13 protein-coding genes are annotated in these 15,295 nt (G+C 66.1%); 10 read left to right on the forward strand and 3 right to left on the reverse strand.

Annotated elements, in window-relative coordinates:
* Positions 1 to 2 precede the first annotated feature (2 nt).
* Positions 3 to 917: a LysR substrate-binding domain-containing protein gene (locus tag NX782_RS04140; protein ID WP_258844152.1), complete on the reverse strand. Its 915-nt coding sequence runs from the start codon at positions 915 to 917 to the stop codon at positions 3 to 5.
* Positions 918 to 1,054: 137 nt separating this feature from the next.
* On the opposite strand from NX782_RS04140, the gene NX782_RS04145 reads away from it, so the two are divergent.
* The gene (locus NX782_RS04145; RefSeq protein WP_258844153.1) at positions 1,055 to 1,990 is read left to right on the forward strand and encodes an NAD-dependent epimerase/dehydratase family protein; all 936 of its coding nucleotides are present in this window, start codon (positions 1,055 to 1,057) and stop codon (positions 1,988 to 1,990) included.
* 93 nt (positions 1,991 to 2,083) lie between these two features.
* Positions 2,084 to 2,578: a metal-dependent hydrolase gene (locus NX782_RS04150; protein WP_370661758.1), complete on the forward strand. Its 495-nt coding sequence runs from the start codon at positions 2,084 to 2,086 to the stop codon at positions 2,576 to 2,578.
* A gap of 57 nt (positions 2,579 to 2,635) precedes the next feature.
* Here the strand turns inward: NX782_RS04150 and NX782_RS04155 are convergent, their stop codons facing one another.
* Positions 2,636 to 2,980, reverse strand: a complete 345-nt coding sequence (locus NX782_RS04155) for a winged helix-turn-helix transcriptional regulator (RefSeq protein ID WP_258844154.1) — start codon at positions 2,978 to 2,980, stop codon at positions 2,636 to 2,638.
* 114 nt (positions 2,981 to 3,094) lie between these two features.
* Here NX782_RS04155 and NX782_RS04160 point away from each other — a divergent pair, with 114 nt between their 5' ends.
* On the forward strand, positions 3,095 to 3,517 hold the full coding sequence (locus tag NX782_RS04160; protein WP_258844155.1) for a nuclear transport factor 2 family protein: 423 nt from the start codon (positions 3,095 to 3,097) through the stop codon (positions 3,515 to 3,517).
* A 26-nt stretch (positions 3,518 to 3,543) separates the two neighbouring features.
* Here the strand turns inward: NX782_RS04160 and NX782_RS04165 are convergent, their stop codons facing one another.
* On the reverse strand, positions 3,544 to 5,802 hold the full coding sequence (locus NX782_RS04165; RefSeq protein ID WP_258844156.1) for an OPT family oligopeptide transporter: 2,259 nt from the start codon (positions 5,800 to 5,802) through the stop codon (positions 3,544 to 3,546).
* A gap of 205 nt (positions 5,803 to 6,007) precedes the next feature.
* On the opposite strand from NX782_RS04165, the gene NX782_RS04170 reads away from it, so the two are divergent.
* The 7 genes from NX782_RS04170 to serB all read left to right on the forward strand — a co-directional run bounded on the left by NX782_RS04170 (position 6,008) and on the right by serB (position 15,202).
* Positions 6,008 to 8,377 (forward strand): penicillin-binding protein 1A, encoded by a 2,370-nt coding sequence (locus NX782_RS04170; protein WP_258844157.1) that lies wholly within the window; start codon positions 6,008 to 6,010, stop codon positions 8,375 to 8,377.
* A 204-nt stretch (positions 8,378 to 8,581) separates the two neighbouring features.
* Complete coding sequence (locus NX782_RS04175) at positions 8,582 to 8,968, forward strand: hypothetical protein (protein ID WP_258844158.1); 387 nt, start codon at positions 8,582 to 8,584, stop codon at positions 8,966 to 8,968.
* Between the two features lie 9 nt (positions 8,969 to 8,977).
* Positions 8,978 to 9,382, forward strand: a complete 405-nt coding sequence (locus tag NX782_RS04180; protein ID WP_258844159.1) for a hypothetical protein — start codon at positions 8,978 to 8,980, stop codon at positions 9,380 to 9,382.
* Positions 9,383 to 9,432: 50 nt separating this feature from the next.
* Positions 9,433 to 9,765, forward strand: a complete 333-nt coding sequence (locus NX782_RS04185) for a hypothetical protein (RefSeq protein ID WP_258844160.1) — start codon at positions 9,433 to 9,435, stop codon at positions 9,763 to 9,765.
* A 97-nt stretch (positions 9,766 to 9,862) separates the two neighbouring features.
* On the forward strand, positions 9,863 to 10,885 hold the full coding sequence (locus NX782_RS04190) for an HDOD domain-containing protein (RefSeq protein ID WP_258844161.1): 1,023 nt from the start codon (positions 9,863 to 9,865) through the stop codon (positions 10,883 to 10,885).
* A 14-nt stretch (positions 10,886 to 10,899) separates the two neighbouring features.
* Entirely contained in the window at positions 10,900 to 14,346 is a 3,447-nt protein-coding gene (mfd, locus tag NX782_RS04195) for a transcription-repair coupling factor (protein ID WP_258844162.1), read from the forward strand.
* Between the two features lie 7 nt (positions 14,347 to 14,353).
* Positions 14,354 to 15,202 carry a phosphoserine phosphatase SerB gene (serB, locus tag NX782_RS04200; protein WP_258844163.1) on the forward strand — a complete coding sequence of 283 codons (849 nt, stop codon included), beginning with the start codon at positions 14,354 to 14,356 and terminating at the stop codon, positions 15,200 to 15,202.
* Positions 15,203 to 15,295: the final 93 nt, after the last annotated feature.

Genomic DNA, 15,295 nt, shown 5'->3' on the forward strand with positions numbered 1-15,295 from the left:
CTTCAGCCGGCGCCGTCCAGCGTGCGCCGCATCGCTTCCATCTCCGCCACGATCCAGGCGCGGAACTGCTGCACCTTGGCCATCGCTTCCTTGTGCGGATTGACCAGGAAGCGGTAGCCGTTGCCGTAGGGCGCGCTGCGGCAGTGCAGCACGCGCAGGCTGCCGGCAGCGATGTCCTCGCAGGCGATCCCGTAAGGCACCAGTGCGATGCCCTGCCCCGCCACCGCGGCCTGGGCCAGCACGCCCCAGTGGCTATAGGTGCGCGAAAAATCGTAGCGGCCCTCGAACTTGCCCTTGAGCGCCTTGTTCTCGTTCAGCGTCTGCAGCCAGGATTCGGGCGTGCGCTCGCACAGCAGCGGAAAGCGGGCCAGGTCGGCCAACTGCAGTTCCTGCGCGGGATCGTCGAGCAGCTCGGGACTGTAGACCGGCACCAGCCGTTCGCGGAACAGCAGCGCCGGGTCGCCGTCCTTGACCGGGCCGAAGCGGATCGCAACGTCGACGTTGTCGTCCAGCAGATCGACCGGGACATCGTTCGAATCGATGCGGATATCGAGTTCCGGATGCAGCTTGGTAAAGCGCGGCATGCGCGGCACCAGCCACTTGATGGCGAAGGAATGGGTGGTCGAGATGCGCAGGATGGCTTCCTCGTCGCCGCGCTGCAGGGCCGCGACCTTGGCGCGCAGGTCGCCGAGCGAGCGCCCGACCGCGATCGCCAGTTCCTGGCCTTTCGCCGTCAGCGCGATGTGGCGCGGATGGCGCACGAACAGCGGAAAGCCAAGCGCCTCTTCCAGCTGCTTGACCTGCAGGCTGACCGCGGCCGGCGTCTTGTGCAGTTCCTGGGCCGCCAGCTTGAAGCTGCCCCAGCGGGCGGCGCATTCGAAGTCGATCAGCCCGGACAGGCTGCGCAAGGGCTTCATCGGCCCACCAAGCATAAGTTTTTCTTATTCATTGCCTTATTATTTTCTTGTTTGAACAATTGCTTCCCTGCATAGAAAATATAGCGGATTCACCAAGAACCCGCTAGCTCTTCAGCGCCTTCAGCGTAAGGAAGACCATGTCCAAGAACATCCTGGTGATCGGCGGCACCCGTTTCATCGGCAGGCTGCTCGTGCAGCGGCTCCTGCGCGCCGGCCACCGCGTCACCATTGCCACCCGCGGCTACGTGCCCGATCCCTTCGGCGAGCGCATCGCGCGCATCCGCGTCGACCGCCGCAACGAACTCGCCATGCGCGCCGTGGCCAAGGCCGGTCCGTTCGACATCGTCTACGACCAGATGTGCTACAGCCCTCTCGACGCGGCGATTGCCGTGCGCACCTTTGCCGGCCAGGTCGGGCGCTATGTCATGACCTCGACCGTCGATGCCTACCGCGTGCTCGGTGTCGACGCCGCCGGAAAACGCGGCCCGCTGGCCGAGGACGCGCTGGGCATCGAGGCCCAGGCGATCGACGCCGGCTACCCCTGGCACGACCCGCGCCGCGCCACCGAGTGCTACGTGAGCGGCAAGGTGCAGGCCGAAGCCTACCTGGTGCGCGACGGCTCGCTGCCGCTGGTGACGCCGCGCCTGGGCCACGTGCTGGGCGGGCCGGAAGATTTCACGGGTCGCCTGGCCCACTACGTCGAACTGGCGCGCGCCGGCGCCACCCTGCAGTATGCGAACGACAAGGCGGCGGTCTCCTTCACGACCGCGCATGCCGCGGCCGACTTCCTGTTCTGGACCGGAATGCAGGATTTTCTGGGGCCGGTGAATGCGGCCTGCGATGGGGCGCTGTCGGCGTCGCAGTTGTACGCACGTGTGGGCGAGGTTCTTGAGACGCCGGTCAGGACGCGGCGCGCGGCGTCGCCCGTGGAACCAGGCCGCCTGTCGCCTTTCGACCTGCCGGGGCCGATGGTGCTGGACACGTCACGCGCAAAGGCGCTGGGTTATGCGTTCGGGCATACGGACGAGTGGCTGGATCACGCGATCCGGCAGCACGACCTGGCCTTTGTCTAGCGCCCACGAAAGCATGAAATTGAAAAAGGATGTGTCAAAGCCTGTTTTCTGAAGCGGAACCAGTATATTGCGCAGTCGTTCTTATCTGCGGCAATGTCCGGTTCCATCATGGCTTCTCACAGCGCACACCACTCAACCGGACTGGCGGCCGGATCGATCGCTGCCATTGTCGTCGAACATGCCGGCGCCGGCGGCTTTTGCCACATGTGGAGCCTTCTCGCCCTGGTCATGGGCACCCTCGGCGGCACGGCGCCTGACTGGCTCGAGGTGAGGTGGTGGACCAGGAAAAGGACGCTCTGGATCACCCACCGGACCTGGACCCACTGGGGCCTGGGATGGATAGCCTTGCTGGCCTGGTCTTACTGGTCGCTCGACCAACTGGCCTGGGCGCCGCTGGGCTTCGGATTCGCTGCAGGCGGCGTCATGCATCTTCTCGCCGACTGGCCGAATCCCCTGGGCGTACCTTGGATCGTGAAACGGCGTTCCCTTCATCTTTGGAAAAGCGGTCGATGCGACTTCATCGTCATCGCCATGGCCTGGGGTGCCGCATTTGTCGTTGCGGACAAGATGTATTTTCACGTTTCGTAGTCGCATCCAGCCGAGCTGCGGGGCGATCGACGGCAAGGTGGCGTTCACCTGCTCAAGTCAAAAATCCGTGCGGACGTGTTCATCTTGCTGCGCCTGGAAGTGCGCACGATGGCGATTGCCCCATTCACACAAGGGCTGCAGCGCAAGCGCAAGCGTTCGTCCAAAATCGGTGATCGCGTATTCCACCCTCGGCGGCACCGCCATGAAGTCATGGCGCGTGAGGATGCCATCTTCAGTCAGGCTGCGTAACTGCTGAATCAGGACTTTCTCGCTGATACCGCTCACCAAACGTTTGAGCTCGCCGAAGCGCCGCGGCGCCCCCTGCAGATGGAATAGCAAAATCGGCTTCCACTTTCCCCCAACGTAATGCAATGCCACATCAAGACCACAAGTCGGCTCCATATCCTCTCCATACTTACCTTTTGGTAGGTACTAGTATATATGAAAGTACCGACTTACAATTGTTCAGGGTGATTTTTATCTACTGCGACAGTCGCAATCTCACAGGAAAACAGCATGCCAACAAACGAAGAAGTGATCAGGGAAGTCTATGCCGTCGCAGAATCTGCGAGTCTGGACGCGGAAAGGTTCGTCGAGCTTTTCGCGGAAGACGGCTATTTCCTGGACATGGCGACGGGACAAAAATGGACTGGCGCCGAGGTTCGTCAGCCGATCGAGGGTTTGGGATCCATCTTTCCGGATTTTCACCGCGAACTGCTGAACGTCTATTCGGCAGCAGATGGCGTCATCGTCGTCGAGCTCAGATTGCAGGGCACCCATGCAGGCGATTTCCCGACCCCGGACGGCGTGCTTCGCGCCACAGGCAAGCGCTTCGACGTACCGTGCTGCGATGTCTTCGTCGTCGAGCAAGGGAAGGTAAAGGCCTTCCACTGCTATAACATGCGGTCCGTGTGGCTCGGCCAACTGGGCGCTGCGTAGCGCCCAGTTACTCCCTGGGCCAAGCCTTAGCGCTTGTCCGCCTTCTCGCGCGCCACCCAATACAGCAGCAGGATCAGCGCAGCATACGGCAGGATCGACAGCAGATCCGCGCTGGCCCCGGCGAAGAACGGGTTCGCGGCCTCGGCCCACTTGCCCATCGCGTTGTCGAAGTCGGTCAGCACACCGGCCGTGATGGCGATGACGATGCCGGCCAGCGCGCCGCCGGCGATGTAGCCGGACGCCAGCAGCGTGCCCGAGCTGCGGTCGCCCGCGGCCTGCAGTTCTTCGCCGCTCAGGCCGGCGTACTGCGGCAGCTTGTTGTTGCGGCGGTCGACCATCCAGCGGATCAGGCCGCCGATCGCGATCGGCAGCGTCGACACCAGCGGCAGGTAGACGCCGACCGCGAACGACAGCGCATTCACGCCGGCCATCTCCAGCACCAGCGCGATCATCACGCCGAACACCACCAGGGTCCACGGCAGCTGCTGGTCGAGGATGCCCTTGATGATGTAGGACATCAGCACGGCCTTGGGCGCATCGTATTTCTTGACCTCGGAGCCGTCCGGACGGGTGTGGAACTGGCCGTTGATGCCCGGGTCGACCAGCCAGGCCAGCGAACCGTCTTCGCGCACCAGGTATTTGCCGGCCGGGCCGCCGACGGTATCGGGCTTTTGCCAGACTTTATAGGTGGCGCGGTCGGACGCCGCCTGCGGGCCCTGGATCTGCGCGGTCTCGGTCAGCTTCGAAGCATCGGTCCTCACGTGCGGCGCCACCTGGGCGGCCGGGACGTAGACGGTGCCGGCATCGTTCAGTTTCAGCAGGATCGGGCCCAGCACCAGCGCCGAGGCCAGCGCGCCGGCCAGGATCGCGTACTGCTGCAGGCGCGGCGTGGCGCCGACCAGGAAGCCGGTCTTCAAATCCTGCGAGGTGGTGCCGGCATTCGACGCGGCGATGCAGACGATGGCGCCGACCGACAGCGCGGTCACGTAATAGCGCCCGCCGGTCCAGCCCATCACCAGGAAGATCAGGCAGGTGAACAGCAGCGTGGCCACCGCCATGCCGGAGATCGGATTCGAGGACGAGCCGACCTCGCCGGTCAGGCGCGAGGACACGGTCGAGAACAGGAAGCCGAACACCAGGATCAGCAGCGCGCCCAGCAGGTTCATGTGCAGCGGCGTGGCGAAGGTGATCACGGCGATGATGCCCAGGCAGCCGATCGCCACCCACTTCAGCGGGATGTCCTGGTCGGTGCGCAACGATGCGTCGCCGGTCGAACCCGACTTGAAGCCGGCCAGGCCGCCGCGCAGCCCGTTCCAGATGGTCGGCAGCGAACGCACCAGCGAGATCAGGCCGCCGGCCGCCACCGCGCCGGCACCAATGTAGAGCACATAGGCGCTGCGGATGTCGTCCGGGCCCATGTCCTTGATCAGCATCGTGCCGGGCGCCAGCGGCACCGTGAGCAGGTCGCCGAAGAATTTGATCATCGGGATCAGGAGCAGATAGGACAGCACGCCGCCGGCCGCCATCGTCATCGCGATGCGCGGGCCGATGATGTAGCCGACGCCCAGCAGCTCGGGCGAGATCTCGGCGCCGGCCGAACCGGCCTTCAGCGGCGCGCCGAACACGAAGTTGACCGTGTCCTTCCACAGCTTGAAGGAGATGTTCAGGGTTTTATACAACAGGCCGATGCCGAAGCCGCCGAAGATGATGAAGGCGCGCTGGCGTGCAGCCTTCGCTTCGCTTGATCCTTCCAGGCGCACTTCGCCGGCGGCTTCGCGCGACGAGGGCGTGGCGGCGGCCTTCAGCACCTCGGCGCAGGCCGTGCCTTCCGGGTATTTGAGTTCGCGGTGCTGATCGACGATCATCGTGCGGCGCATCGGGATCATCATCAGGATGCCGAGCAGGCCACCCAGCACGCCCACCAGCATCACGCGCGAAATCTCCAGGTCGAAGCCGAGGATCATAATCGCCGGCATGGTCACGCCCAGGCCGAAGGCCAGCGATTCGCCGGCCGAACCGGCCGTCTGCGTGATCGAGTTCTCCAGGATGGTCGATTCGCGTCCGCCCGCCTTCTTGGCCATGCCGAACAGGGTGATCGCGATCACCGCCACCGGAATCGAGGCGCTGACCGTCAGGCCGACCTTCAGCACCAGGTAGAGCGAGGACGCGCCGAAGATCATGCCCAGCACCGTGCCCATGATCAGGGCGCGCAGGGTCAGCTCGGGCAGTTGGGCGGAGGCCGGGATATACGGCTTGACCGCGGGCGGGTGGGGATCGTACGGCATTGTTTCCTTGCTACGTCATGGACGCGGTATCGTGTTTCTGGACTGCAGGCACCACTTGGCAGCACCTTAAATGGAAATTAAGCTGGAACTATGGCACATGCCGTAGTGGAAGAAAAGCGGATTATAATTTTGATGTAGACCGTGTTTACGCCCTGTCGGCACGGCGATCTGCCGGTCATCTGACCGTCATCAGAGGCTTCTCGTTTTGGCAACTACCAGTAAAAAAGCGCCGCGTGCCTTCAGCGGCATCCGCGGTTTCATCTTGATCGCCCTCGCCCTGCTGATCCTGTTCGTCGCGGGCGTCGCCGGCTACGTGCTGTTCCGGGTCCTGCCGAATGTGCCGGCGCTGGACGCCGTCACCGACTACCGGCCCAAGATCCCGCTGCGCATCTATACCGCGGACAAAGTCCTGATCGGCGAGTTCGGCGAGGAACACCGCGACTTCGTCCCGATCCAGAAGATCCCCGACCTGATGAAGAAGTCGCTGCTGGCGATCGAGGACGCGCGCTTCTACGAACACGGCGCGATCGACTTCCAGCGCGGCCTCGGCGCGGTCTATTCGAACCTGCGCCACGGCTTCGGCGCGGGCGGCGGCTCGACCATCACGATGCAGGTGGCGCGCAACTTCTTCCTCTCGCGCGAAAAGCACATTGGCCGCAAGGTCAACGAGATCGCGCTGGCTTACAAGATCGAGGCGGCGCTGTCGAAGGACGAGATCCTCGAGCTGTACATGAACCAGATCTACCTGGGCCAGCGTGCCTACGGCTTCTCGAGCGCTGCACGGACCTACTTCAACAAGAACCTCGAGCAGCTCAGCGTGGCCGAGATGGCCATGCTGGCCGGCCTGCCGCAGAACCCTTCGCGCCACAATCCGGTGGCCAATCCGAAGCGCGCACGCGAGCGCCAGCACGCGGTGCTGAAGCGCATGCGCGAACTGGCTTACATCAGCGAAGACCAGTACCAGAAGGCGCTGGTCGAACCGCTGCGCGTGAACACCCGCGGCCAGGAATTCGACACGCACGCCGAGTACGTGGCGGAAGCCGCGCGCCAGGCCGTCTACAACCAGTTCAAGGAAGAAGCCTATACCAAGGGCATCCGGGTCTACACCACGATCCTGAAGGCCGAGCAGGATGCGGCCTACAACTCGGTGCGCCGCAACGTGCTGGCCTACGACCAGCGCCACGGCTACCGCGGCCCCGAGGGCCGCATCGAGCTGCCCGACGATCCGGTCGGGCGCGAAGACGCGATCTCCGAGGCGCTGGGCAAGCGCCCCACCAGCGACGGCCTGATTCCGGCGGTGGTGCTGGCCGCGTCGAGCAAGGCGGTGCGGGTCGAGACCATCGACGGCGACGACGTCGAAATCACGGGCGCAGGCCTGAAGTTCGCCGCCGGCGCGCTGGCTTCGAACGCGAAGGCGGAGCGCCGCATCGCCCGGGGCGCTATCATTCGCGTGGCCAAGGATGCGAAGGGCAACTGGGCCATCACCCAGGTGCCGCAGGTGGCCGCCGCCTTCGTGGCCATCGACAGCGTCACCGGCGCCTACCACGCGCTGGTCGGCGGCTTCGACTACAACCTGCAGAAGTTCAACCACGTGACCCAGGCCTGGCGCCAGCCGGGTTCCGGCTTCAAGCCCTTCGTTTATTCGGCGGCGCTGGAAAAAGGCTATTCGCCGGCCACCCGCATCCTCGATGCCCCGCTCGACATGCCGGGCGAGAACGCGGGCGCCACTTGGTCGCCGCAGAACGACGACTTCAAATGGGACGGTCCGATCACCATGCGCCGCGCGCTGGCCGAATCGAAGAACGTGCCCTCGGTGCGCCTGCTGCGCGCGATCTCGGTGCCCTATGCCCATGAATTCATCGGCAAGTTCGGCTTCGACGCCGCGCGCCAGCCGGCCAACTACACGATGGCCCTCGGCACCGGCGCCGTCACGCCGCTGCAGATGGCCGGCGCCTACGCGGTGTTCGCCAATGGCGGCTACCGCGTCGAGCCCTACCTGATCGCGCGGGTCGAGGACGCCGACGGCAAGGTCATCGCCGAGGCCAAGCCGCCGGCCGCGAAGCAGGAAGAGCAGCGCGTGCTGGATGCGCGCAACGCCTTCATCACCGACAGCATGCTGCGCGACGTGACCCGCTACGGCACCGGCGCCGCCGCCACCAAGGAACTGGGCCGCACCGACATCGCCGGCAAGACCGGCACCACCAGCGACGCGGTCGATGGCTGGTTCAACGGCTACGGCGGCGGCGTGGTGGCGGTGGCCTGGATGGGCTACGACGATCCGAAGTCGCTCGGCGGACGCGAGTTCGGCTCCACGCTGGCGCTGCCGATCTGGATCGATTACATGCGCGTGGCCCTGGCCAAGCGGCCGCAGGAAGAGCGTCCTGAACCGGAAGGCGTCGTGCGCGAGAACGACGACTGGGTCTATGCCGAGTTTGCCGAAAGCCCGGTCTTCAGCGGCATCGACCTCGACCAGCAGCCGGCAGCCGATCCGAATGCGCCAGTCGATCCGAACGCGGCACCGGTCCAGCAGCAGGCGCAGCCGCAACAGCAGCAGCTCCAGAACAGCCTGTTCTGACGCGCCGGCAGCGGCCGCACCCGAAAAGCCCCTACCAAGGGGCTTTTTCTTTTTAGCGATCAATTGACCACAAATACAGTGCACTTAGGGGAAATTAACCCAAGGTTGTGGGCCTGATCCTACAAGGATGGCCGGGCACATCCTATTTTGAACACCCATGGCCAACCCCATCATGGCGTCATTCACCAACATACGGAGAAGATCATGAAAAAATACCAAGGCGTTCTCATCGGTAGTCTGATGGCACTGAGCCTGGCGGCATGCAGCTCCACCGGCACCTCCAGCGACACCGGCGGCTCCTCGCCGAGCGCCACCTCGAGCAGCTCGGGCGAAGGCAGCTCCAGCGGCAGCAGCTCGACCGGCACTTCGAACTCCGGCACCATGGGCACCTCCGGCAACGGCGCTTCGGGCACTTCCAGCTCGGGCACCTCGGGCAGCACCGGCACCTCGGGACGCGGCGACTGGGGTACCTCGGGCAGCGGCACCTCGGGCAGCGGCAGTTCCGGCTCCAGCACCTCCGGTAGCGGCACCTCCGGCTCGGGCACCTCGGGCACCACCACTTCCGGCACCTCGGGTACCGGCACCCGTTAAGAGCGCATCATGAAACCCATCCAAAGCCTCCTGATCGGCGCGCTGATGGCCGTCTCGCTGGCGGCTTGCAGCAAATCCGGCGACAGCGCCAACAGCAGCGATGGCGGCAACGCCTCGTCGGGCGCCGCCGCGACCGGCAGCAGCGGTTCCAGCGGTTCCAGCGGTGCTACGGGCTCCAGCGGCTCCGGCGGCGCCACCGGTTCGAGCGGCTCCAGCGGCTCCATGGGCTCGAGCGGCGCTGCGGGCGCCAGCGGATCGAGCGGCACAAGCGGTTCCAGCGGCTCGAGCGATGCCGCAGGTTCGAGCGGCACCACCGGCACCGGCAGCACCGCCACCCCGAAAGGCACGGCCGGCACCAGCGGCTCGAGCGGCGGCGGCGGTCAGAGCGACCGCAAGGGCAGCCCGCCCTACTAAGCAACATCCCCCCACTGCTTCACACGAAACAGGACCATAAGGAGAACAGCATGAAAACCATCCAGACCGTACTCGTCGGCGCCGCACTGGCGTTCAGCCTGGCAGCCTGCAGCTCCACCGGCACCAATTCCGATACCAGCTCCGGCTCCAGCATGTCCAGCGGCAGCTCGTCCAGCGGCTCGTCGTCCGGTTCTTCCACCGGCACCGACGCGACCGGCATGCCGGTTAGCAGCGGCAACTCGAACGCGACCGGCACCGGCCAATCGGGCGGCGTGGGCGCGGGCACCGGCACTGGCGGCGGCTCGACCAGCGGCAGCAGCAGCGGCACGGGCACCAGCGGCCAGGCCGGCGCCGGCAGCGCAGGCAGCACCAACGGCCAGTAAGTCCCCCTCTGCCGCCGCGCTCGACGCATGGCGGCAGCCCGGCTTGTTTCCGTCCCTCGGGTAAAATGGCCCCTCGTATATTCGAGGGACGGGAGCAATGAAAAACTGGATCGCGCGGCTGTTCGGCGGCGGAGAAGCAAGTGCGCCGGCGACGCCCGCGCCTGTCGATCCGGCACCGCCCGCATCGTCCGGCCCTACCCCAGCGCCCGGCAATACTGCAACGCGCGAACCCGATCCCATCCTCGATTTCTGGCACTGGCTGACGGCCGGCGCCGCGGCCGCCGCACCCACGCCGCAAGCCGCAACGCACGCCCAACTGGTACTGGCCGAGCTGGACCGGCTGATCGATGCCCCGCTCGATGCCGCCGGCCTGGTGCCGCGCGTCCCCGAAGTCATCCCCCAACTGCTGCGCAGCCTGCGCGACGAAGGCGCGTCCAGCGCCGACCTGGCACGCCAGGTGGCGCGCGATCCGGCCCTGGTGGCGGAACTCATCCGTGAAGCCAACACCCCCTACTACCGCGCCGCCGCCCAGGTACGCACCATCGACGCCGCCCTGCTGGTGCTGGGCCGCAATGGCCTGCGCATGCTGCTGGCGCGCGCCGCCTTCCGGCCGCTGGCCGGCACCCAGGGCGGCCGTCACACGCGCCAGGCCGCGCCGCGCATCTGGCGCCATACCGAAAAAACCGCGCTGGCGGCCAGCCTGCGTGCCCCCGCCATGGGGGCCGATCCCTTTGAAGCCTACCTCGCCGGCCTGATGGCCGACCTCGGGCTGATCGTGGCCCTGCGCCTGTTCGACGGCATGCTGGAGACCGACGCCCTGCCCCAGGATCCCGCTTTCGTGTCCGCCCTGCTGGGGCGCACGCGCGCGCTGGCCGCCCATATCGCCATGCAGTGGGAGCTGCCGCCGCCGATCCCCGCCGCGATCCTGGGTGCGCCCGGCAGCGGGCCGTCCGCCGTCCAGCCGCTGGCCGCCGCGCTCGGCCAGGCCGAACGCCTGGTCCTGCTGCGTCTGCTGGTCGACAGCGGCGCGCTGGCGCAGGACGATCCGGCCGTGACCGGCCTTGCGCCTGCCTGCGCACGGGTATTCGAACGCCTCGCCCCGGCTGAGGGCAGCGCTTGACATATAATTCCCCTATGCCTTTCGACCTGAAAAAACACCTCCCCAAGCCCGGACAACGCTTCGCCCTGCCGCACCTGCACGGCTCGTCCGACGCCTATGCGCTGGCCCTCGCCGCACTCGAGCTGAAGGCGAACAAACAGATGCTGACCGTGATCGTGGCGAATGCCAGCGACGGCCAGCGCCTGCTGGACGAAATCCCCTGGTTCGCCGAAGACAAGCTGGCATGCCACCTGCTGCCGGACTGGGAAACCCTGCCTTACGACGCCTTCTCGCCGCACCAGGACCTGGTGTCGGAACGCCTGGCCACGCTGCACGAGATCCGCAACGGCCAGTGCGACGTGCTGGTGGTGCCCGCCACCACCGCGCTGGTGCGCCTGGCGCCGCCGTCCTTCCTGGCCGCCTATACCTTCTTCTTCCGCCAGGGCGAGAAACTGGACGAGGCGAAGCTGAAGGCGCAGCTGACCCTGGCCGGCTACAGCCACGTGACCCAGGTGATGTCGCCGGGCGAATACTCGGTGCGGGGCGGCCTGATCGACCTGTTCCCGATGGGCTCCGCGCTGCCCTATCGCCTCGACCTGTTCGGCGACGAGATCGAAACCATCCGCACCTTCGACGCCGACACCCAGCGCTCGCTGTACCCGGTCAAGGAAGTGCGCCTGCTGCCGGGCCGCGAATTCCCGATGGACGAAGCGGCCCGCACCGCCTTCCGCGGCCGCTGGCGCGAGCGCTTCGAGGGCGACCCGAGCCGCTCTCCGGTCTACAAGGACATCGGCAGCGGCATCGCCTCGGCCGGCATCGAGTACTACCTGCCGCTGTTCTTCGACGAGACGGCCACGCTGTTCGACTACCTGCCGGAGGAATCGCCGCTGGCCCTGGTCGGCGACATCGAAGCCGCGATCGCGCGCTTCTGGGCCGACACCGAATCGCGCTACAAATTCCTGAAGGCCGACCGCGAACGCCCGATCCTGGAACCGAAGGAAATCTTCCTCGGCGCCGAGGACTTTTTCGTACGCGCCAAGCCGCACGGGCGCTGGGCGATCGGACGCGATGCCGGTGCCGGCGCTTCGGAAGTCTCGGCGCCGATTCCGGACATCGCCGTCAACCGCCGCCTCGACGATCCGCTGACCAACCTGCGCGCCTTCCTCGCCCATACGGACGCCAAGGTGATGATCTGCGCCGATTCGAACGGCCGCCGCGAGACCCTGCAGCAGTACTTCAACGAATACAAGCTGGACCTGACGCCGGTCGAGGGCTATGCGGGCCTGTGCGCCTCGGAAGCGAAGGCGATGCTGGGGGTGGCGCCGCTGCAGGCCGGATTCGAGCTGATGGACGCCAAGTGCGGCCATCTGGTGTTCATCACCGAGACCGAGCTGTATGCAGGGACCGGCCGCCGCGCCGGCAAGAAGAAGCAGGAAGCCAGCTCGCAGGTCGAGTCGATGGTGCGCGACCTGTCGGAGCTGAAGATCGGCGACCCGGTGGTGCACATCAACCACGGCATCGGCCGCTACATGGGCCTGATCAGCATGGACCTGGGCGAAGGCGACACCGAGTTCCTGCACCTGGAATACGCCAAGGAGACCAAGCTCTACGTGCCGGTGTCGCAGCTGCACGTGATCTCGCGCTACTCCGGCGCCTCGCCGGAAGACGCGCCGCTGCACACCCTCGGCTCCGGCCAGTGGGACAAGGCCAAGAGAAAAGCCGCCGAGCAGGTGCGCGATACCGCCGCTGAATTACTCAATCTTTATGCGCGCCGCGCCGCGCGCCAGGGCCACAGTTTCGAATATTCGAGCATCGACTACGAGAACTTCGCCCAGAGCTTCGGCTTCGACGAGACGCCGGACCAGGCCGAGGCCATCGCCAACGTGATCAAGGACATGACCTCGGGCCGGCCGATGGACCGTCTGGTGTGCGGCGACGTCGGCTTCGGCAAGACCGAGGTCGCGCTGCGCGCCGCCTTCATCGCCGTCATGGGCGGCAAGCAGGTGGCGATCCTGGCCCCGACCACGCTGCTGGCCGAGCAGCACGCCCAGACCTTCGCCAACCGCTTTGCCGACTGGCCGGTCAAGATCGCCGAGCTGTCGCGCTTCCGCACCGGCAAGGAGATCAACAACGCGATCAAGGGCATGGCCGACGGCACCGTCGACATCGTGATCGGCACCCATAAACTGCTGTCGCCGGACGTGAAGTTCACGCGCTTAGGACTCGTCATCATCGACGAGGAGCACCGCTTCGGCGTGCGCCAGAAGGAGGCGCTGAAGGCGCTGCGCGCCGAGGTCGACGTGCTCACGCTCACCGCGACGCCGATCCCGCGTACCCTGGGCATGGCGCTGGAAGGCCTGCGCGACTTTTCGGTCATCGCCACCGCGCCGCAAAAGCGCCTGGCGATCAAGACTTTTGTCCGCAGCGAGGACGGTTCCGTCATCCGCGAAGCCGTGCTGCGCGAACTCAAGCGCGGCGGCCAGGTCTACTTCCTGCACAACGAGGTCGAGACCATCGAGAACCGCCATTCGATGCTGCGCGAACTGCTGCCCGAGGCGCGCATCGGCGTGGCGCACGGCCAGATGCACGAGCGCGACCTGGAAAAGGTGATGCGCGACTTCGTGGCCCAGCGCTTCAACATCCTGCTGTGCACGACCATCATCGAGACCGGCATCGACGTGCCGACCGCGAACACCATCATCATGCACCGCGCCGATAAATTCGGCCTGGCCCAGCTACACCAGCTGCGCGGCCGCGTCGGCCGTTCGCACCACCAGGCCTATGCCTACCTGCTGGTGAACGACGCGCTGAACATGACCAAGCAGGCGCAGCGCCGCCTCGACGCGATCCAGGCGATGGAAGAACTGGGCAGCGGCTTCTACCTGGCGATGCACGACCTCGAGATCCGCGGCGCCGGCGAGGTGCTGGGCGAGAACCAGTCCGGCGAGATGCTGGAGGTCGGGTTCCAGCTGTATTCGGATATGCTGAACGAGGCCGTGAAGGCGCTGAAGGCCGGCCGCGAGCCGGACCTGGCGGCCCCGCTGTCCTCCACCACCGAGATCAACCTGCACGTGCCGGCCCTGCTGCCGTCCGACTTCTGCGGCGACGTCCACGAGCGCCTGTCGATCTACAAGCGCCTGGCCAATTGCGAGACCCAGGACCGCATCGACGACATGCAGGAAGAGCTGATCGACCGCTTCGGCAAACTGCCGGACGCGGTCAAGGCGTTGATCGAAACCCATCGCCTGCGCATCTCGGCCAAGCAGGTCGGCATCGTCAAGATCGACGCCCATGCGGAAGCCGCCAACCTGCAGTTCATGGAAAAGCCGCCGATCGATCCGATCAGGATCATCACGCTGATCCAGAAGAACCGCCAGATCAAACTGGCCGGCCAGGACAAGCTGCGCATCACGGCCGCGATGCCGGATCTGCAGGCGCGCGTGAACCAGGTCAAGCAAACCATCCGACAATTATTAGCCTGAGCCCCACATGTCCAAGAAACTGATTCTGCAAGGTCCGCAGGCCGGCCAGCAAGCGCTCGCGCAGGTCGCCGCGCTGGCCTCCCCGCGCAGCGCCACGGCCATCCACGAGCACGCGCTGCGCTGCGACGGCTTCGACTTCACGCCCGCGCTGAAGGCCGACATCGAGGCGGCGGCCGAACGCGCCGGCATCGACGCCACCTTCATCGATGCCGGACGCACCCTCGCCGACTTCAAGCTGGTGGCGATGGACATGGACTCGACCCTGATCACGATCGAGTGCATCGACGAGATCGCCGACATGCAGGGCCTGAAGCCGCAGGTCGCGGCCATCACCGAAGCGGCGATGCGCGGCGAGCTCGATTTCGCCGAAAGCCTGACCCGCCGCGTGGCCCTGCTGGAAGGCTTGGCGGTGGCAGCGCTGGGACGCGTGTACGAGGAGCGCCTGCGCATCTCGCCGGGCGGCGAAGCCATGCTGCAGGCCGTGCAGGCGGCCGGCCTGAAGACCCTGCTGGTGTCGGGCGGCTTCACTTTCTTTACCGAGCGCCTGCAGGCCCGTCTCGGGCTCGACTACGTGCACGCCAACCTGCTGGAAGAGCGGGATGGCAAGCTGACCGGGCGCGTGGTCGGCGGCATCGTCGACGCCGAGGAAAAGATGCGCACCGTGCAGCGCGTCTGCGCCGGGCTCGGCGTCGATTCGCGCCAGGCCATCGTGATGGGCGACGGCGCCAACGACCTCAAGATGATGGGCATTGCCGGCCTGTCGGTGGCTTTCCGCGCCAAGCCGGTGGTGCGCGCGCAGGCTGACGTCGCCTTGAATTTCACCGGGCTGGATGGCTTGCTGGCCGTCCTCGCCTGAGTTGCTTGATGCGGCTCATTGCTGACATTCGTCGGGCAATGAGCCGATAAGGCGTCGTCACGGTCTAACGCTCGTCCATAACAAGGAGATGAG

It is taken from the genome of Massilia norwichensis, assembly GCF_024753245.1.
GTDB lineage: Bacteria > Pseudomonadota > Gammaproteobacteria > Burkholderiales > Burkholderiaceae_D > Telluria > Telluria norwichensis.